The 20,776-nt window shown below is 40.4% G+C and carries 16 protein-coding genes and 1 pseudogene; 6 read left to right on the top strand and 11 right to left on the bottom strand.

Annotation, left to right across the window (positions count from 1 at the left end; all coding sequences use genetic code 11):
* The first annotated feature begins 46 nt into the window (after window positions 1-46).
* The 6 genes from J5A56_RS10380 to J5A56_RS10355 all read left to right on the top strand — a co-directional run bounded on the left by J5A56_RS10380 (window position 47) and on the right by J5A56_RS10355 (window position 4,024).
* Window positions 47-817 carry an RsiV family protein gene (locus J5A56_RS10380; RefSeq protein ID WP_021673030.1) on the top strand — a complete coding sequence of 257 codons (771 nt, stop codon included), beginning with the start codon at window positions 47-49 and terminating at the stop codon, window positions 815-817.
* Between the two features lie 52 nt (window positions 818-869).
* On the top strand, window positions 870-1,493 hold the full coding sequence (rsmG, locus tag J5A56_RS10375) for a 16S rRNA (guanine(527)-N(7))-methyltransferase RsmG (RefSeq protein WP_021673029.1): 624 nt from the start codon (window positions 870-872) through the stop codon (window positions 1,491-1,493).
* Window positions 1,494-1,559: 66 nt separating this feature from the next.
* Entirely contained in the window at window positions 1,560-2,204 is a 645-nt protein-coding gene (locus J5A56_RS10370; RefSeq protein ID WP_021673028.1) for an MBL fold metallo-hydrolase, read from the top strand.
* 18 nt (window positions 2,205-2,222) lie between these two features.
* Entirely contained in the window at window positions 2,223-2,798 is a 576-nt protein-coding gene (ruvC, locus tag J5A56_RS10365) for a crossover junction endodeoxyribonuclease RuvC (protein ID WP_021673027.1), read from the top strand.
* Between the two features lie 127 nt (window positions 2,799-2,925).
* Window positions 2,926-3,429, top strand: a complete 504-nt coding sequence (locus J5A56_RS10360; RefSeq protein WP_036920420.1) for a hypothetical protein — start codon at window positions 2,926-2,928, stop codon at window positions 3,427-3,429.
* Between the two features lie 49 nt (window positions 3,430-3,478).
* Window positions 3,479-4,024 (top strand): hypothetical protein, encoded by a 546-nt coding sequence (locus J5A56_RS10355; RefSeq protein ID WP_021673025.1) that lies wholly within the window; start codon window positions 3,479-3,481, stop codon window positions 4,022-4,024.
* A 299-nt stretch (window positions 4,025-4,323) separates the two neighbouring features.
* Here the strand turns inward: J5A56_RS10355 and J5A56_RS10350 are convergent, their stop codons facing one another.
* The 11 genes and pseudogenes from J5A56_RS10350 to J5A56_RS10300 all read right to left on the bottom strand — a co-directional run bounded on the left by J5A56_RS10350 (window position 4,324) and on the right by J5A56_RS10300 (window position 20,660).
* Window positions 4,324-5,988, bottom strand: a complete 1,665-nt coding sequence (locus J5A56_RS10350; protein WP_021673024.1) for an AMP-binding protein — start codon at window positions 5,986-5,988, stop codon at window positions 4,324-4,326.
* Between the two features lie 615 nt (window positions 5,989-6,603).
* Window positions 6,604-7,065, bottom strand: a complete 462-nt coding sequence (locus J5A56_RS10345) for a low molecular weight protein-tyrosine-phosphatase (protein ID WP_231370835.1) — start codon at window positions 7,063-7,065, stop codon at window positions 6,604-6,606.
* Between the two features lie 373 nt (window positions 7,066-7,438).
* Complete coding sequence (locus J5A56_RS10340; RefSeq protein WP_021673022.1) at window positions 7,439-8,020, bottom strand: hypothetical protein; 582 nt, start codon at window positions 8,018-8,020, stop codon at window positions 7,439-7,441.
* A gap of 87 nt (window positions 8,021-8,107) precedes the next feature.
* Window positions 8,108-11,332: a carbamoyl-phosphate synthase (glutamine-hydrolyzing) large subunit gene (gene carB, locus J5A56_RS10335; protein ID WP_021673021.1), complete on the bottom strand. Its 3,225-nt coding sequence runs from the start codon at window positions 11,330-11,332 to the stop codon at window positions 8,108-8,110.
* The gene (carA, locus tag J5A56_RS10330; RefSeq protein ID WP_021673020.1) at window positions 11,332-12,408 is read right to left on the bottom strand and encodes a glutamine-hydrolyzing carbamoyl-phosphate synthase small subunit; all 1,077 of its coding nucleotides are present in this window, start codon (window positions 12,406-12,408) and stop codon (window positions 11,332-11,334) included. Before carA ends, carB begins: the two co-directional genes overlap by 1 nt.
* Before the next feature lie 128 nt (window positions 12,409-12,536).
* The gene (locus J5A56_RS10325; protein WP_021673019.1) at window positions 12,537-14,438 is read right to left on the bottom strand and encodes a glutamine amidotransferase; all 1,902 of its coding nucleotides are present in this window, start codon (window positions 14,436-14,438) and stop codon (window positions 12,537-12,539) included.
* A gap of 190 nt (window positions 14,439-14,628) precedes the next feature.
* Window positions 14,629-16,476 (bottom strand): glutamine--fructose-6-phosphate transaminase (isomerizing), encoded by a 1,848-nt coding sequence (glmS, locus tag J5A56_RS10320; RefSeq protein WP_021673018.1) that lies wholly within the window; start codon window positions 16,474-16,476, stop codon window positions 14,629-14,631.
* Window positions 16,477-16,651: 175 nt separating this feature from the next.
* Window positions 16,652-17,452, bottom strand: a complete 801-nt coding sequence (locus J5A56_RS10315; RefSeq protein WP_021673017.1) for a polysaccharide biosynthesis/export family protein — start codon at window positions 17,450-17,452, stop codon at window positions 16,652-16,654.
* A gap of 591 nt (window positions 17,453-18,043) precedes the next feature.
* Window positions 18,044-19,146 (bottom strand): annotated as a pseudogene (locus tag J5A56_RS10310) (metallophosphoesterase).
* A gap of 16 nt (window positions 19,147-19,162) precedes the next feature.
* Window positions 19,163-20,506, bottom strand: coding sequence for an MATE family efflux transporter (locus tag J5A56_RS10305; protein ID WP_036920419.1), 1,344 nt, complete (start codon window positions 20,504-20,506; stop codon window positions 19,163-19,165).
* 13 nt (window positions 20,507-20,519) lie between these two features.
* Window positions 20,520-20,660, bottom strand: a complete 141-nt coding sequence (locus J5A56_RS10300) for a hypothetical protein (protein WP_021673013.1) — start codon at window positions 20,658-20,660, stop codon at window positions 20,520-20,522.
* Window positions 20,661-20,776 lie beyond the last annotated feature (116 nt).

The following is a 20,776-nucleotide window of genomic DNA, read 5'->3' as shown; positions in this document are numbered from 1 at the left end:
AATAATGCAAAGTTACAAAAACTTTTCGTAACTTTGTCGACTATATATGACAAAGAAGTTATTTACAACATTTGTTTTTTCCACAATTTTAATGCTCTTTATGAGCAGTTGTGGACATAAAACATCAGCACCAAAGAAGTTGGACATACAGACAGCTGTGGCTTCTGTAGACACTATAGCACGTCTTTCAGATGCAATACAATGCCACGTGCATGTTGATTTCACCTATCTGAAAGGGAAAAATTATGCTGCTGTCAACGATTCTTTACTGAGAATGGGGCTTTTACAGCCAGACTATTTCGCTATTAATAGCAACAAACTGACGCCTCAAACTGCTATCCCAGCCTTTGTGCGTAAGTACATAAAGGATTATATGGAGATTGCACAACTTGTTCGTCAAAGAGAGAAAGATAAGAGTCGACTTATCGGCGAGCTAACTATTAAAACTGAATTAAGAGCAGCTGTGGGTAATTACATTACTGCGCTATCTCATATTGCCATCAATAATGGTAACGGACAGCTAACAAAATATACGATTGTACGGAACTTCAATCCACAAAATGGACATCTTATCACGCTGCAGGAGCAGTTTGGTGATGACTACAAAGAAAAGCTAACAAAGGAAATTGTTGCGCGCATAGCTGACCGAGAGGATCTTGAAAACGACGATATAACAGGGTTACAAGCAAAAGGTTATTTTGTTGGTATAGACCCCTACCCTACAGAAAACTTCATCCTCACTGATGACTCAACGGTGTTTATCTATACACCTGGCGAAATCAATCAGAAAGAAGTTAGAGTGGCTATTGACAATTAACTTGATCTTTTCACTCCGTTTACCCCCCCACTAATCCCTATACAAAAAGATTATGATTGAAATAATAAAGAAATACTTCCCCGATCTCACTCCAAAACAGGAAGAACAATTTGCAGCACTCGATGCTTTATATCATGATTGGAATGCTAAAATCAATGTCATTTCACGCAAAGACATTGATAATCTTTATGAGCATCATATCCTTCACTCATTGGCAATCGCTAAATGCATAAACTTCCGTGAGGGTACTAATGTTCTTGACTTTGGTACTGGTGGCGGTTTCCCTGGTATTCCACTTGCCATCTTCTTCCCTGAAGCTAACTTCAAACTTATTGATGGTACAGGAAAGAAAGTAAGAGTGGCACAAGAAGTTGCAGATGCTATCGGACTTGACAATGTCCTCCCAGCTCACATACGTGGAGAAGAGGAGAAAGGTAAGTTTGACTTTATTGTATCACGTGCTGTTATGCCATTGCCTGATTTGATGAAGATAATTAAGAAGAATATTGCAACAGATCAGCATAATGTCTTACCAAATGGTGTCATTGTTTTGAAAGGTGGCAACCTTGATAAAGAATTAAAAACATACAAGAACATTGCTGAGAAAACCGAATTATCACAATGGTTTGACGAAGAGTGGTTTAAGGAGAAATACCTTATTTACGTACCAGGATAACTCTGTTCACACGCTAATAGCACAACATATCTCAATTATCAACCATTACACACACGAATTTCACTTATGCTTAACATCCATACTTTTGAGGTAAACCCTCTCCAAGAAAACTGTTACGTTGTCAGCGACGAGACCAAAGAATGTGTTATCATTGACTGCGGTGCACTTACTGAAAGCGAAAGAAACGCAATCATTGATTATATCAAAGAAGAAGGACTTACTCCTGTTCATAACCTTGGCACTCATGGACACCTTGACCATCACTTTGGTGATGCAGCTCTACTTGCAGCCTTTAATCTTCAACCTGAGGTTGCAGAGGGTGATGCTGTCTTTATGAACAATCCTAAGCAGGCCGCAGCACAAATGCTTGGAATGGAACTGAACAATGACTTACCAGCAGGCGAATTGAAGTTAGCAGAGAACCAAACAATATCTTTTGGCTCTCACACTTTCAAGGTAATGCGTACTCCAGGACATTCTGGTGGGTCTGTATGTTTTTATTGTGCAGAAGAAAATGTCCTTTTCACTGGCGATACATTGTTCAAAGGAAGTATAGGACGCACCGATTTCCCAGGTGGAAATATGTTCCAGATTATCAGTAGTCTTCGAGAACTTGCGCAGTTACCTGATGAGACAGTTGTGTATCCAGGACATGGTCCACAGACTTCTATCGGCTTCGAGCTTGCTCATAACCCTTACATGGACCGTTAAAACAAATATCCCCACAAGATGAAAACAAAAAGTTCACAACCTGAAAAGATACTACTCGGCATCGACCCTGGCACGAATGTCATGGGATATGGTGTATTACGTGTCTGCGGGAACAAAGCCGAACTTGTTGTAATGGGGGTCATTGACATGCGTAAGGAGTGTGATGTATATCTCCGATTAGGTAGAATATTTGAGCGGGTAACTGGTATTATTGATGAATATTTACCCGATGAAGTCGCCATCGAAGCACCTTTCTTCGGAAAGAATGTTCAGTCAATGTTAAAACTCGGACGTGCACAAGGTGTCGCCATTGCAGCAGCCATCAACCATGATGTCCCTATTCAAGAGTATGCGCCACTGAAAATTAAAATGGCAATCACAGGAAATGGCTCTGCCTCTAAAGAGCAAGTGGCAGGTATGCTACAAAAACTTCTTCATCTACGTGATGACCAAATGCCTCATTTTATGGATGCGACTGATGCCGTTGCAGCTGCTTATTGTCACTTCCTACAGATGGATCGTCCTGCAACGGATGCTAAGCATTATGGTTCTTGGAAAGACTTTGCACGTAAGAATACGGACAGAGTAAGATAAACGAAAGTCTAATGCTGCAATATATACTTCAATATATGACTGTAAGAATTAAACCAAAAGACTTCAATAACGTCAAAAATAAAACTAAAACAACACGAGGATTAAAATTTAAACGTATGAAAATAAAATTATAGCCCTTTCATTCTTTCTCGTATCCGTGCTTACGGCAAATGCTCAGCAGGAGCGTGTATCGAAACAACTATATACAAGTGCTTACAAGATTGCTACTGACAGCAAAGAGGATGTAAACGTTCGTAAGGTAGCTTCTTTCAAAGTTGATGCAATCACCTACCTTAATACTCGTACATTATCAGCTATCGTTGATACAACAAAGCAGCTATCTAACAGAGAAATTGCCCATCTCAATGCTCAACTTGATTCCATGGCTTATTACATGCATGAGTATGTTAATCTCTTTACAAAGGAATATGCACGTGCTAACAAACAAAAGAGGAAAAAGCAAATCCTCAAAATATTCCGTGATGCGAGTATCAACCACCCTTTCTATAATGATCCAGACAAGAACCTTGTATTGGTATATTTCAACAGTGAGGACTATCTTACTCAGTTCTCACTTGACACCAACTGGATTGCTGCACTTGCAGAAGTAAAGAAAAAGTTGTCAGAATAGTCCTTACAAAGGGAGATAAGCATAATTTCATAATCAAAGATTCATCATAATGCAAGACGAACAACTAAGATATCCATTTGAAGAGAAATTCAAAGAAGACTTGGCGACTTATCTACAAGAGAAGGAACTTGTAGACGAGATCTTGCCAGACACAACTGACATGGAAGGGAAATGGTTAGGTATTGCCGAAGCCTACTTACCTGATGGTATGCGAGAATTTGCAGCCTACCCCATAGTGTCTCTTGGTTGGATGATGTACATCGGTATGGCAATTGCAAAATACTGGGACAAAGATTGGGAGCTATATAATAAGGTAGGAAACCTCTATACTTATCTTCGCGATCGTATTGACTACGACCACATGGATGATTATATCTGTGAGAAAGTACTTCTCCTTACGGCTGACGAGCATAAAGAAGTCGCTAATATTGTTGCTAAATGCGCTGCTCGTACCAATAGTCTGCTCCGTCATCTTCCTATAGCCCCTGGCAGCAGAGATGCCTTTCATGCCTATGTGGCAGCTCTTCATCAAATGTACTTTATGGGCGTAGCGATGCAATTAAAGCGAATGGGTTACCACATGACGAGAATATAATTCGTCTATAACACGCATATAGCCTTGTATTTTTGCTCATCACATGATGTACTGTTGACAACGACCTATCGTATTAACAGAGGCTAAATAAGGTACAACATGATGCCAAATAGAAATTAATTCATTGTTGGAAAGCAGCATCACTCTCCATTATAGAGCTGGTGTTATTCCAAACTAAGAAATCGGATAGATGTAAATGCGCATTATGAGTAACATCTACCTCCTACCCGATTATTATATGACAGCATCTGTACAATTTCTCGAAGACTTATAAAACGTACAAATGTCATCTGTATCTTTTACTTCTCTTGATAAAGATAACGCTTAATACTCTTCTTCGGAGTCTTTGCAAACTCTTCATCGTGCAACTCTATCGCAGAAAGATGGCAGAAAGATGGCAACATACTATTTAGTTCAATACGGTTTTGCTCCATGATTTCTTGCATATCAGATTGTGTGAACCCCATTTCCTTTGCCTCATCGAAATCAGGATAAACCAAGGCAGTCAGCTTATCACCACGCTGAATAATGATACACTCACTAACCATTGACATAGAATTTAGCTTATCTTCTATCTCCTCAGGATATACATTCTGTCCGTTAGAGCCTAAAAGCATATTCTTAATCCGTCCACGAATGAACAAATGTCCATCAGCACTCATCGTCCCAAGGTCACCTGTATGATACCATCCTTCCTTATCAAGAACTTCTTTCGTAGCCTCTTCATTCTTATAATAACCAAGCATGACGTTCTCACCTCTGGTAATCACCTCACCTGGTACATTGGCAGGATCAGGACTAACAATCTTCACTTCCATATTCAAAACAGGTGTACCACAAGAACCTGGAACAAAATCCTTATAGTCACTGAAAGTCACCAGTGGTCCACATTCAGTAGCTCCGTAAACACTTGTTATCGGGAAATTAATACTTACCAAGAAGTCTTCTATCCCCTTATTAAGAGCAGCTCCACCCGTAACAACCTCATACGCATTCCCTCCAAATGTGTCCATAACTATCGCCCTAATTCTTTCCTTTACTTTCTTGCTTACAACAGGCATCTTTAGCAACATACGAGTTGATGTACTCTGTACCTTTGGAAAAACGTTCTTACGGATAATCTTTTCAACAACCATTGGCACTGCCATAATAATGGCAGGATGAATGTCACTACAAGCCTGAGCAATCAAAGAAGGGCTCGGCAGACGTGTCAGGAAGTAAAGATGACTACCAAAACAAAACTGGCAGATAAACTCACAAATCATACCATACATGTGTGCCATTGGCAGCATACAAAGAACCTTACTATCTGGCTTGATATGTGGCTTAATATCAGCCATTGCCCATGCAAGATTACTACGCACAGAGCGATAACTGAGCATGACTCCCTTTGAGAAACCAGTCGTTCCGCTGGTATAATTAATCAATGCAAGGTCGTCTGCCTCATCCTTAAAAAAGTTTACATCCTCTGCACGGTAGAACTTTGGATACTTCTTTCCAAAGAGAGCATTCAAGTTTTCACGTGCATGTATCAATGATTCTGAACGAGAAAGAATCAACGAAAAGTCTGGAAGATAGATAATACCTTCCAGCCCTGGCATCTGTTCGCCATCGATAGTTGTTGCAACAACATCGCCCACAAAGAGGAGTTTGGATTCTGAGTGATTAACAATATTGTAAATCTGCTCTGCCTTGAACTCGTGCTGTACTGGTACTGCCACGGCACCATAAGTGAGTGTTGCAAAGAAAGCAACAGCCCATGAAGAAGAGTTCCTGCCACAAAGAGCGACCTTATCACCTTTCTTCAAACCACTATTCTCAAAGAGAATATGTAGCTTCTCTATTTTGCGTGCTACATCATGGTATTGAAGTGTAGCACCAAGATAATCCGTCAGAGCATCTTTATCCCAATTATCCTTAATAGTCTTTTCTATACACGCGTTGAAACTTTTAATAGAATCCATTGCACAATAGTATGATTTACGTGCAAAGGTAATCAAAAATCTGCACACTAACAAAAACATTGTGCAGCAAAATGTATTGAATAGATAAATAGGAGGAAATTACAACGTATGAATACATACAATAATAACAAAACTAAATATGAACTATCTTCCTCTTTATTCTTACTATCATAATTTGAAAATCGCACTGCCTTTATATGAATTTACTTTACATTATTTCTTAAAACAAACTTTTTAAAAGGCTAAAAAAAACATTTATGATCACATTTATAACTCCCTTGTTATAAGCGAGTTACAAAGTGGCAAAAGAAAAGGTGCTTAATTAGCCTTTAAAAGGGCGTTAGTAAGACCTCAAAAGGGCATCTTTTGCAAGCCAATTAAGCCTTACTTCGAATGCAATTAAGCCTCACTACGAATCGAAGATTAGAAAAATATTTACAAAATCACCTTTATCCATTAGAAGATCTTCGTCTTAATAGCAAATCGGTCATTGCGTATTAATGGTTAATACACAATGACCGATTTATGGCATATTCTAAAATTTTCCTCGCTAACGTTCAATTGTTGTTCCTTGCATTGCTCTTCCAAGTAATCTTTTACCTTATGTAAAAAACATCAGATTGTATTGAAAATCCCTTCGCAGCCGTCTTCTATTAAGTCGAGAGCTAAATTAAAATCTTCTGCATCACCATAATATGGATCAGGGACACAAGTAGCCGATGGGTGTTGTGTAAAGAAATCAGCCATTCTCACAACCTTCTTCCTTGCTTCTTCATTAGGTGCTTGAGACGTAATATTACGATAATTATCCTCATCCATAACGACAATCTTATCAAATAACTCAAAATCCCTATGTGCATTAAACTGGCGAGCATAATGATCAACCCTATATCCACGCTGTCTACCATGTTCACGCATACGTTTATCAGGTAACTGTCCAACATGCCAATTACCAATTCCAGCTGAATCTATCATATATCGGTCTGCACGTCCTCGTTCTTCAACAAGGTGTTGCATCACAGCATGAGCAGCCGGAGAACGACAAATATTACCTAAGCAAATAAAAAGTATCTTCATTTTATTACTGTTATTCAAGAAGTTATCCATATATGTTTATTATTGGTTTACATTACAGTTTACATCTTTGTCTCAATATCTATATTTCAATGTTCCAATGCTACAAAGGTATCAAATATCTCTTAAATAGTGAAAGGTGGAATGTATAATATTACCGCTATTGATACATACAAATATTATACGCCAGCAGAACATCCATTACGCCAGCAGAAAACAATCTACGCATAGCTCATCCTTCTAATACAAGTCCTTTTCTCATAATGCCTTATCCTTTAAATACCACTTTTTTTTAAATTATCCATTCTGATATTTAGAGGCATCAACAAAACTATCGTACTAAAACAAAGATTATCATGAAGGTAACACTTTACTTCTATTTTCTTCTCGCCAATGCAGCAATACCATCAAAACTATAAACAAGTGTTCCGCTGGTAAAGGTGGTCGTCTCAATCTTGAAAGAACGATATTTACGAAGACAATCAACAAAAGTTTCTGGGTTCTGGATAAAAGCAGAGTCTGTTTGCTTACTGATACCTGGCTTATACTTGAAACGCCCCACCTCATCTCCATACGCATAGACACGAACGAAGTTGGTTGTATCATAACTGTTACCAGCAAACTGTTCTCCATCACCAAGAATCATACATGCTTCTACGCCTACACGACCAAGATAACGTACACGAATGTTCATGCGATTAGAAGCAGTTATCTGCGACTTTTTGTTAGGTGCGCTCTGCATATTAGCTACCGCAGAATCATTAAGATAAGTCCATGAAGAGACATACGTCCCATCACCAGACGTATCATGGTCAAGGTCGACAGCTATCATCGTGTCGACCTGTGTCGTATCATAATGCCCTACTCCACGTGAAGAACAGCCAGAGCAAGACATGAAAGCTACTGCTGAGATAGTAACAAAGACTAAAATCAGTAACTTCATAGAGTGTTGTATCATCTTAAAAAGAAAAAGGGATTAAAGGAGTTAGAAGTAGTTAAGATAACACTTCCTACTCCTTTAACCTCCTTTAGCCCCATAAAAATATTAATATTCTCCCCATGCCTTAATATCAATATCATCCATATTGACATTGCAAAAAGCTGAGATAAACGCACTTGCCAAACGGCTATTCGTAATCAATGGAACATTGAGGTCGATAGCTGCACGTCGAATCTTATAACCATTAGTCAACTCGCGTGGAGTAAGGTCCTTTGGCATATTCACGACCATGTCTATCTTCTTCTCATGTAGAAGGTCGAGTGCTTGTGGATGCTTTCCTTCATCTGAAGGCATATAGACACAAGTATTATCAACACCATTCTCCGTGAGATACTTAGACGTACCTGCTGTTGCATAAAGTTCATAACCATGCTGCTTCAACATCTTTGCAGCATCAAGCATTTCAGCCTTCTGCTTTGCTCCACCTGTTGACAACAAGACTGTCTTCTTTGGTATTCTAAGACCTACAGACAGCATAGACTTTAACAAAGCTGTAGAGGTATCATCACCTAAACAACCAACCTCACCTGTAGAACTCATATCAACACCCAATACTGGGTCGGCCTTCTGTAAGCGGTTGAAAGAGAACTGAGATGCTTTAATACCTACGTAATCAAGGTCGAAGAGGTTCTTATTAGGCTTCTCAACAGGCGCACCGAGCATAATCTTAGTAGCCAAGTCGATGAAGTTGAGCTTCAACACCTTACTAACGAATGGGAATGAACGGCTCGCACGGAGATTACACTCAATAACGAGGATATCGTTATCACGTGCCATAAACTGGATGTTGAATGGTCCGTTGATGTGCAACTTCTTCGCAATCTGACGACTGATACGCTTAATACGGCGCATAGTTTCAACATAAAGTTTCTGAGGTGGGAACTGAATTGTAGCATCACCAGAGTGAACACCAGCAAACTCAATATGCTCAGAGATAGCGTATGCCAATATCTCACCATCCTGTGCAACGGCATCCATCTCAATCTCCTTTGCATGTTCAATGAACTTACTTACCACAACAGGGTGGTCTTCGCTGACGTTGGCAGCCAACTGAAGGAAGCGAGTGAGCTCATCTCTATTAGAACAGATATTCATTGCTGCACCAGAAAGTACGTAAGATGGACGTACAAGTACTGGGAAACCAACACGGTCAACGAACTTATCAATATCGTCCATACTTGTCAATGCACTCCACTCAGGCTGGTTGATACCATTCTCTGTGAGCATAGACGAGAACTTAGCACGGTCCTCAGCGTTATCAATATCCTTTGCAGAAGTACCGAGAATTGGCACATTCTCCTCATCAAGATACATAGCAAGGTTATTTGGAATCTGACCACCAGTAGACACAATCACGCCATGTGGGTTCTCTGCATCAATGATATCCATAACACGTTCGAATGTTAACTCATCGAAGTAGAGACGGTCACACATATCGTAATCTGTTGAAACAGTCTCTGGGTTATAGTTAATCATGATAGAACGATAGCCCTGACGACGGATGGTATTCAATGCCTGAACACCACACCAGTCGAACTCTACAGAACTACCAATGCGGTAAGCACCTGAACCAAGTACGATAACTGAGTTACGATCATTAGAGAATGTAATGTCAGAAGCCACACCTGCGTATGTAACGTACAGGTAATTGGTCTGTGCTGGATATTCCGCAGCCAACGTATCAATCTGCTTAACAACAGGAAGAATACCAAAGCTCTTACGTAAACGACGAACGATTCTCATAGCTTCGTGCATCTTCTTGCACTCTTCTTCCAAACCAACAGCACGTGCGATTTGGAAGTCTGTAAAGCCATAAACCTTTGCTGTACGCAGAAGTTCCTTATCAAGTGTGTTGATATTCTTAGTCTTCAGTTCCTCATCAATATCTATGATATGCTTGAGTTTATTAAGGAACCAACGGTCTATCTTGGTTAGTTCGTGAATTTGGTCAACCGTATAGCCCTTGTGCATCGCCTTAGAAATAAGGAACACACGCTTGTCGGTAGGTTCACGCAAAGCAGCATCGAGGTCGTCAATCTGCAATTCTTTGTTCTCAACAAAGCCATGCATGCCCTGTCCTATCATACGAAGTCCCTTCTGAATGGCTTCCTCAAAGTTACGACCAATAGCCATTACCTCACCGACAGACTTCATACTTGAGCCTAACTCCCTATCCACACCACGGAACTTACTAAGGTCCCAACGTGGAATCTTGCAGACTACATAGTCAAGTGCTGGTTCAAAGAAAGCTGATGTAGTCTTTGTAACAGAGTTCTTCAACTCAAAGAGTCCGTAGCCCATACCCAACTTAGCAGCAACGAAAGCAAGAGGATAACCAGTTGCCTTGCTGGCAAGAGCTGAAGAACGTGACAAACGAGCATTTACCTCAATAACTCGATAGTCTTCACTCTCTGGGTCAAAAGCATACTGAACATTACATTCACCAACAATACCAATATGACGTACTATCTTTATAGACAGTGCACGAAGCTTATGATACTCGCTGTTAGAAAGGGTCTGAGATGGTGCAATAACGATAGACTCACCTGTGTGAATACCCAGTGGGTCGAAGTTCTCCATGTTACAAACTGTGATACAGTTGTCGTAACGGTCACGAACAACCTCGTACTCTATCTCTTTCCAACCCTTCAAACTCTTCTCAACCAACACCTGAGGAGAGAAAGAAAAGGCCTTCTCACAGAGTGTATTCAATTCTTCCTCATTATCGGCAAATCCACTACCAAGACCACCTAATGCGTATGCAGCACGAACAATAACAGGATAACCGAGGTTCTTTGCAGCCACACGTGCCTGCTGAATATCCTCACATGCCTCACTCTTGATTGTCTTTACATCAATCTCATCGAGTCGTTCAACGAAGAGTTCACGGTCTTCAGTATCCATAATTGCCTTAACAGGGGTACCTAAAACCTTTACATTATACTTCTTCAGAACACCTGTCTTATCCAACTCAACACCACAGTTTAGTGCTGTCTGACCACCAAAAGACAGGAGGATTCCATCAGGACGTTCCTTCTCTATAACACGCTCAACAAAGTAAGGTTGAACTGGAAGGAAATAAATCTGGTCTGCTACCCCCTCAGATGTCTGTACTGTTGCGATGTTTGGGTTAATCAAAACAGTAGAAACACCCTCCTCGCGTAATGCCTTCAACGCCTGTGAACCAGAGTAATCAAACTCTCCTGCTTCACCAATCTTCAATGCGCCTGAACCAAGAATCAGGACTTTCTTTATTGACTCGTCTTTCATTATTTCAGTGTTTCTACAAATTTATCAAACATAAAGTAAGTATCAACCGGACCAGAGCAAGCCTCTGGGTGGAACTGTGAGGTAAACCAAGGGTTCTCCTTATGACGAATACCCTCATTACTACCGTCATTCATGTTAACAAAGAGTTCCTGCCAATCCTTGTCTAATGTTGAAGCATCAACCGCATAACCGTGATTCTGCGAGGTGATATAACACTTATCAGTACCTACCATGCGAACAGGTTGATTATGTCCACGATGACCGTATTTCAACTTATAAATCTTTGCTCCTGCAGCCTTTGAAAGCAACTGATTACCCATACAGATTCCACAGATAGGTTTCTTACTCATACTCATCTGCTTACGAATAACCTCAACAGCATCATTACACATATCAGGGTCACCAGGACCATTACCGAGGAAAAGGCCATCATAATCCATACCAGTGTAATCATAGTTCCAAGGTACACGGATAACCTCAACCCCTCTGGTAATCAATGAACGGATAATATTGGCTTTCACACCGCAGTCAACAAGGACAACCTTCTTACCAGCGCCCTCGTTGTAGCGGATAATCTCTTTTGTTGAAACGCGATCAACAAAGTTTACTCCCTCGTAATTAGCCTCTGGGATATTATTAGGTTCATCATCAAAGAGAATCTTACCCATCATCACACCGTGCTCACGTAGAACCTTAGTCAGCTCACGTGTATCAATACCAGTAATACCTGGTACATGTTCACGCTTCAGCCAGTCAGCCAGACTCTCCACAGCATTCCAGTGTGAATGCTCCTCTGTATAGTCAGACACTATCAAGGCTGAGACATAGATTTTATCACTCTCCATGAAGGTTGGAATACCACTTTCCTCAATAGTAAAAGGTGGTACACCATAGTTACCTACCAATGGGAAGGTCATTGTTAGTAGCTGACCCGCATATGAAGGGTCAGTCAAGCTCTCTGGATAGCCCATCATCGCAGTGTTGAAAACCACCTCACCAGCTACTGGGGCATCGTATCCAAACGACTTTCCATGGAATTTTGTTCCGTCACTTAAGACTAAAGTTACGTTCCTCATTGCTTATAGTATTGTTGGATTGAAAATTCTTTTCATGAAAAGAAATATTTTTTATCGTGAAAAGAAATCTTTCCTTTCATGAAAATAATTCTTTTTTTTCATGATGATAATTTACAGACAAGCGGTTATTACGCTTTTACTGTATTTAGATGTTCACGCTCATAATAGCTTACGAAGGCCTCATTGACCAATCGCATACCACCTGGAGTTGGATAGTTTCCAGTAAAATACCAATCACCTGGGTGATTAGGTATTGCATTATGTAATCCCTCCACACTCTGGAACACGAGTTCTACAGGTGTTGTCATACCTTCTGGTCGCAACATTTCAACGATTTTGCTATTAATTTCCTCTACTGTGAAAGGCTTATAAACGGCACGAACAGCATTGAAGATTGGCTCTCCCTTAGGCTTTGCTAACTCTTTCTTACAATTCTCGTAAACTTCACGAAGTAGATCTTCCAGACCACGTTCACGAATCAACTCGATTACTGCACGAAAAACACAGAACTCTTCTGGATGCGACATATCAATTCCGTAGTAATCAGGGAAGCGAATCTGTGGCGCACTGGACACAACCACAATCTTCTTTGGATGCAAACGGTCAAGGATACGGAGAATACTCTCCTTCAATGTTGTACCACGTACGATAGAGTCGTCAATAATAACAAGGTTATCCTCGTAGGGTTTAATACACTCGTAAGTAACGTCATAGACGTGAGAGGCAAGGTCGTTACGCGAATTGCCTTCCGTAATAAAGGTACGCAACTTAATATCTTTCCATGCTACTTTCTCTGATCGTACATCCTGATGAATAATCCGATAGACTTCTTCTGGTGAAGCATTAGAGCCTAAAGATGCTATTTGCTCTATCTTCTTCTTATCAATCTGCTCCTTAAAACCATGAACAAGACCATAGAATGCTACTTCTGCTGTATTAGGAATATACGAGAGCACCGTATGCTCTGTATCATAGTCAACAGCCTTTAGAACAGGCTCTGTTAACTGTCGTCCTAATGTTTCACGCTCCTTATAGATATCACGGTCTGAACCACGTGAGAAATAAATTCGCTCAAAAGAACAAGCTGAGTTACTCTTAGGGTCAAGAATCTGCTGCAATGAACATTCACCACGCTTATTAACGATCAATGCCTGACCAGGTTTCAATTCCTGGATATCATCACACTCAAGGTCGAATGTAGTCTGCAAAACTGGACGCTCACTTGCCAAGACTACAATCTCGTCATTCTTATAATAGAAAGCTGGACGAATTGACCATGGGTCACGGATAGAGAACATCTCTCCAGAACCAGTCAGTCCACAGATAACATATCCACCATCAAAGTGCTGCATTGTTGTCTTGAGAACATTGCTCATCTGCACATTCTCTTCAATATAATGTGTGATAGCACGTTTTTCTAAACCTAACTTCTGTGCATCCACGAAGTTACGTTCAACCTCACGATCAAGTCTGTGTCCCATCAATTCCAAAAGAATATTCGTATCACTATAGATACGTGGACACTGTCCCTGTTCGGTCAGAATCTCAAAGACATCTCCAATATTAGTCATATTAAAGTTACCACACATACAGAGATTCTTTGCTTTCCAGTTATTACGACGTAAGAAAGGATGAACATAAGAAAGGCCACTCTTGCCGGTAGTTGAGTACCGAAGGTGGCCCATATAAAGGTCTCCCGCAAAGGGAAGATTTGTTTTAGCAAAAGAAACGTCAGACAACTGCTCCTGCGAGAAATCCTTATAACGCTCATGAACATTGGCAAAAATCTCAGCGACAGCATTCTTACCCTCTGCACGCTCACGGAACATATATTCATTACCTGGCTCAGAGTCTAACTTAACAGAAGCCATACCAGCTCCCTCTTGACCGCGGTTATGCTGTTTCTCCATCATCAGATAGAGTTTATTAAGTGCATACATCCAGGTGCCATACTTCTCCTGATAATACTCAAGCGGTTTCAGCAATCGAATCATTGCCACACCGCAGTCTTCATGAATGTTCTTTTCCATTGATAAGGTTTTCTGTCTTTCTTTTACTTTTAAAATCGTATATCTATCTTCATATCTCCCTTAATAAAAGGAAGATGAATATAAACTTCACTTTATTAGGAGTAACACAGCCTGTGCATTCGTTATATTCATTAAGAATAAATACACAGACTATGCCTTATAATGCCTGGTATCAACCACTCACCTCTCCCTACTCTACTGTTACAGACTTAGCCAGATTTCTTGGCTGATCAACATCCTTGCCTTTACATACAGCAATATGATAAGCCAATAGCTGCAATGGAACCGTTGCCACTAATGGCTCAAGACATTCCATCATGTCTGGGAGTTCTATAACAGCATCTGCTATTTTAGAGATGGTTGTATCACCCTTTGAAACTAAAGCTATCACGCGTCCTTGTCGTGCCTTTATTTCTTGGATATTACAACGAACCTTCTCATACATGCCATTATGTGTTGCAATAGCTACGACAGGCATATCTGAATCTATCAAAGCTATTGGTCCATGTTTCATCTCTGCTGCTGGATAGCCTTCAGCATGTATATAGGATATCTCCTTCAACTTCAATGCGCCTTCAAGAGCTACCGGATAACTATATCCTCGACCAAGATAGAGGAAGTTACGGGCGTAAGTAAACGTACGTGCTAAGTCTGCTATCTGCTCATTTGACTTTAACGCCTCTTCTATAATAGAAGGCATTTCAGCCAACTCTTTTATCACTTTCTTGTAATCTTCTTCGCTGATAGTTCCCTTTGCATTGGCAAGTACAAGCGCAAACATTGTCAACACTGTAACCTGTCCTGTAAAAGCCTTCGTTGATGCTACGCCAATCTCAGGTCCTACATGAATGTAGGTTCCTGTGTCTGTTGCACGTGGAATACTTGAACCAATGGCATTACAAATACCATAAATAAACGCACCCTTTGATTTTGCAAGTTCTACTGCAGCAAGTGTATCTGCTGTTTCACCACTCTGTGAGATGGCTATCACAACATCACCATCACCAACCACAGGATTCCCATAACGGAATTCACTTGCATATTCGACCTGAACAGGAATACGACAATACTCCTCAATCAGCTGTTTACCAATTAGTCCTGCATGCCAACTTGTACCACAAGCGACAATAATTATACGCTTCGCATTCAACAACTTATCACGATGATCTATCAAGGCTCTCAGTGTCACCTGAGTATGTTCTGGATGTACACGTCCTCGCATACAATTCTTCAAACACTCTGGCTGTGCAAAAATCTCTTTGAGCATAAAGTGAGGAAAGCCTCCTTTCTCTATCTCTCCAAGATTAATATCTACTGTACGCACTTCTGGTGACAGTTCTTCATTTAGAATATTAACAACCTTCAGTTCTTCTCCTAACTTCATAACGGCAATATTGCCATCGTCTAAGTATACAACCTTATCCGTATACTCTACAATAGGACTGGCATCCGAGCCAAGAAAGAACTCTCCATCACCAATGCCCACTACTAATGGGCTCTGCTTACGTGCCGAAATAATAGTATCAGGATTGCGCTTGTCAAGTATAGCTATGGCATATGCACCAATTACCTGATGAAGTGCTAACTGAACAGCTTCCAGCAAACTAAGATTTTTCTTTGTTTGTATATAATCAATCAATTGCACTAATACTTCCGTATCAGTTTCTGACTGAAATGTCATTCCTTTTTCCATGAGATTATGCTTAATTTCAGCATAGTTCTCAATAATGCCATTATGAATAATAGCAAGATTCTTCGACTGTGAATAATGCGGATGAGCATTTAATGAAGAAGGTTCACCATGTGTTGCCCAACGTGTATGAGCAATACCAACACAACCTGTTATGTCCTTATCTGAACAAAACTCTTCCAAGTCGGCAACCTTTCCTTTTGTCTTATAAACATTCAGCTCCCTACCTTTACTTATCAATGCAACACCTGCACTGTCATATCCCCTATATTCAAGGCGCTGTAAGCCTTTTATTAAAATAGGATAAGCTTCACGCTTTGTTCCAATGTATCCTACAATTCCACACATAATCCTTATACAATCAGTTACCCAAAATAAAAAAAGAGAATACCTCTCACACCCTTTCTTTTAGTAGTACCCAAAGGTTTACCCAAGACGTGGATGTCAAAGATATTCTCATTCCTATTATATTATATTTTATCCAAAGAAAGACTATAAACATAGCCTCGCTAAGAACAGTATTTTACTTTCTCAATACGTTTACGAGCAGCGATGCAACTGATGTCACAATACCGATGAAAGAGAACCAGAGAGTAGTAGAACTACCTATTCCAGAGTTCTTAGCCTTTACACTGTTTGGCTGAACATAGAGGACATCATTCTGCTGAAGATAATAGTAAGGTGAGTTAAGCAGGTTTGCATCATTGAGATTCAAGCGTACGACATGCTTCTGACCTGTTGCATCTTCACGAATCAACATAATGTTATTACGTTTACCATAAACACCAAGGTCACCAGCCTGAGCAATTGCCTCCAGCACGCTCATCTTCTCCGTTGCAACAGGAATAACACCTGGATTACCTACTTCGCCAAGAACAGTTATATGATAGCTGCTCATACGAACAGTAACAATAGGATTCTCTGTGCGAGCCAAATAAGGCTGAATCTTACTCTTGATAAGGTCTTCACACTCTGGTTTTGTCAAACCACTAACATGAATCTTACCAATCACTGGGAAATTGATGAAACCGGAGTTGTCAACCAAGTAGCCCTGCAAAGAACCACCACCTGAAGCAACCTGCTTGCCACCCCCCAACTGGTTACGTACCTGTAAATTGAAAGGAGCCGCAGCATCTGGGTCAGTAGTATTTACTGTAATTGTCAATTCGTCTTTTGGCATAATGCGTGCATCATACAAACCACGTGAGGCAGCAAGGCTAATAGAATCAGCATTCTCTAAGTAAGTAAAGCCCTTACTTGAGCCACATCCTGTCATAGTCATAATCATAGCCGTAACTATGAGGGAGAAAATAATCTTTTTCATTTAAACAAATAACGTGTAGTCAACTATCAACATTAATTTTAGCAAAACAAAAACGAACGAAAAACATTGGAATATCTTTTCCTATTTCATCGATCGAAATATATTCTTTGCAAAAATACAACTATTTTCTGATACCCGCAAACGAATATCTGTTTTTCTTTTTAGATTCCTCAACACAAAATAACGGATGTCTTATCATATTAGGATTACATTGAAGCTTATTACGAATAATTCTCCCTAAAAACCATCCCCTGCCGAAAAACAAAAAGAACTCATTATCTTGCGAATCATGTTGTTACCAACCATCCTATTCACATATAGTCACGTGATTCTTTTCTAACAAGAAATAGACATCTTCCAAAAGAGATTTTACAAGACTCTAAACCATCAACACCATTGGTGTTCATACCCCGCACCAATGGTGTTAACCATCAGCACCACATGTGCGGAGCACTATCACCATAACAGATAACAGACAAGACTGCTTATACATATCATTTAATGATACATAATTAAACCATTAATAACAAACATCTTATATACATGGAAGAATACAAAGCTATCATTCAGAACAGTCAAAACAATTTATTCTTATTTGATATCAGCCACCACATACTCTGACCTTGTACCAATACGGAACTTACCGCCCCAAATACCCATTCCTGAAGATACATAATATTGCGTATTTCCTTTCTGTAAAGGACCAAAAGCATCCTCATAGATAAGATCTTCTATCCAGCTAACAGGCCAAACCTGTCCATAATGAGTATGTCCAGAGAGCTGAAAGTCTATACCTACTTGCTGTGCCTCTTCCAGATGATAAGGCTGATGATCCATAAGAATCGTATAATATCCCTTTGGTGCAGACTTCATCAAACGCTTTAGACCGGCACGTTTCTTATTCGTCCTGTCATCACGCCCGACAACAAGAATCGTGTCTCCACCTGCCAATGGGACCAAACTATGATTATCAATCAGTAGATGAATACCCGCATCTTGATAAAACTTTTTTGCACGTGGCTCACCACTTATATACTCATGATTACCCAAACAAGCATAAACAGGAGCTTTCAACCGACGAAATTCTGCGGTCATATCCTGATCTATCAATGCACGAATGCTACCATCAATAATATCTCCTGCAATGAGTATAACCTCTGGCTGCTCAGCGTTTACCTTGTCAACCCACTTTCTAAACTCATCCACACGATTATGATAACCCAAATGTAGGTCGGTTAACATCACTAAACGATGCTGCCGTTGCATAGACTTAGTCGACTGCAATGTCAAAGCGACACGCTCTTTTTGCATATAATTAAAATATCCATAAACAAAGAGTCCTGTCATAATAACCACGACTGACACCGTGCCGACCCAACTGTTATAAAGAAACGAGCGAGGAACAAGATGTACCAATCTTCCTAAATCAAGCACAAGGAAAAATAGTAACAAATACAGACCGATGAATACTGAAGAGTTACCAAGCTCATACAGCATTACCGCAACAGGCATCGGCTTGTTATCCAGACCCAAAAGAAATTGGTAAAGAAGCAAACGATGCAAAGCAACAATGCTCCCACGAAAATCCATTTACCAGCCACGGCAAGGGGCAAAATCTGCCATACATGCCAACTAACATATCCGCAGCCTGTTAAAAGGACGAGAATGAAGACTATTATCCAAACAAATCCCATCTTACAATCGTTTTCATTAAAAAATTACTAAATAGCGACGTGCCCACAGAATAGACGCAACACCTCTCATACCGAGAAACGATAAGAACGCTATCCATAAGGCGTTATTGCCATAATCACCACAGAACAGATAATAAACCGCAAAGAATGTTACCATTGCCATCGCTGTTGAAAATAACATTCCTTTGGTTTCTGTCAGTCCAATAAAGACCCCATCTAACACAAAAGCTGCCATTCCTGCCAGTGGAATAAGGTATGCCCAGAGGAGATAAGGTTGTGCTGCTGCCACAACAGCTGTATCGCTTGTGAGAAGACGCAGAAAATCAACACCCCCAAAAACATAAACAGTCGTAAACATTAGCACCATTACGAAGCCAAAGCCAAACAACCGATGAACCGTTATATGTAGTCCTATCTTATCCCCAGCACCATAATATTTGCCACTTAAAGCCTCGCCTGCGTATGCAAAGCCATCCATCATATATGAGAATAGCGTAAACAATGTCATCAGTAATGTATTGACTGCCAACATCATTGCACCTTGCTTCCCACCAGCTGAAGTAAAGAAGAAGTTTACTGCCACCAAACAAAGTGTTCGCAGGAAGATGTCTTTATTCACACGAAAGAACTCACTCCACTCCCCTTGCATTGCCAAGACACGACGAAAAGTTGACCGTAGGAACTCACTATTACTTATATCTGAATTCAACCCTTCTTCTTTTCCAGATTTTATTCGCTTGTTTGCAGCATATAAAGATACTACAAACCCTGCCCACTGAGCTATAACTGTACCTGCAGCAACACCACTAATCTGCCAACCAAGGACGAATACGAAGAACAGGGAGGCAACGATATTAACGACATTTTGTAGTACTGCCACCATCATCGGTGTACGCGTATCCTGCATCCCAATAAACCATCCCGTCAACCCATAGAGTCCTAACATAGCAGGAGCACCCCAAATAACAATCCTAAAATAGATGGCTACATAATGCCAGGAGACTTTCGGTGTATTCATTAAGCGGAGCATCCTCCACTCTATCCCACGCTGTGCTATAACAAAGACAATTCCCACACCCACCCCTATCATCAGCGTGCGTATAAGAATATTCAAACACTCCTGCGCATCTTGTCTACCATACGCCTGTGAAGTCATACCACTCGTGCCCATACGTAGGAATCCTAACAGCCAGTAGATGACGTTAAATATCATTGAACCAACTGCTATCGCACTGATATAGGTTTCATTACCGATATGACCCACTACTGCTAAGTCGACAAGACCCAACAGTGGAACCGTCACATTACTTATAATAGAAGGGATGGCAAGGCGAAGAATCTCCTTGTTCCAGTTATCCATCAACTGCATCTTACTACTCTCGGATGTAATCCTTAGCTACAAGGTCGTAATACAATGCCTCTAACTCAGCCAATGACAATCGCTCTATTGAATGCCCCAACACGCGGATCAGTTCTGCCCGACGTGCATCATTCTCTATTTTATCAAAATTCATATCTTACGTTTATAAGCTATAGAACAAATACTATGCCGAAACAAAAGTAATTGAAATAATCGTAAAATCAAAAGATATTCACTACTTTTGCGTGTACAACGTGTACAAGTAGATAA

Origin of the sequence: Prevotella melaninogenica (genome assembly GCF_018128065.1) — a bacterium.
Classification (GTDB): domain Bacteria; phylum Bacteroidota; class Bacteroidia; order Bacteroidales; family Bacteroidaceae; genus Prevotella.
This window is presented reverse-complemented; position numbering and strand designations above follow the sequence as displayed.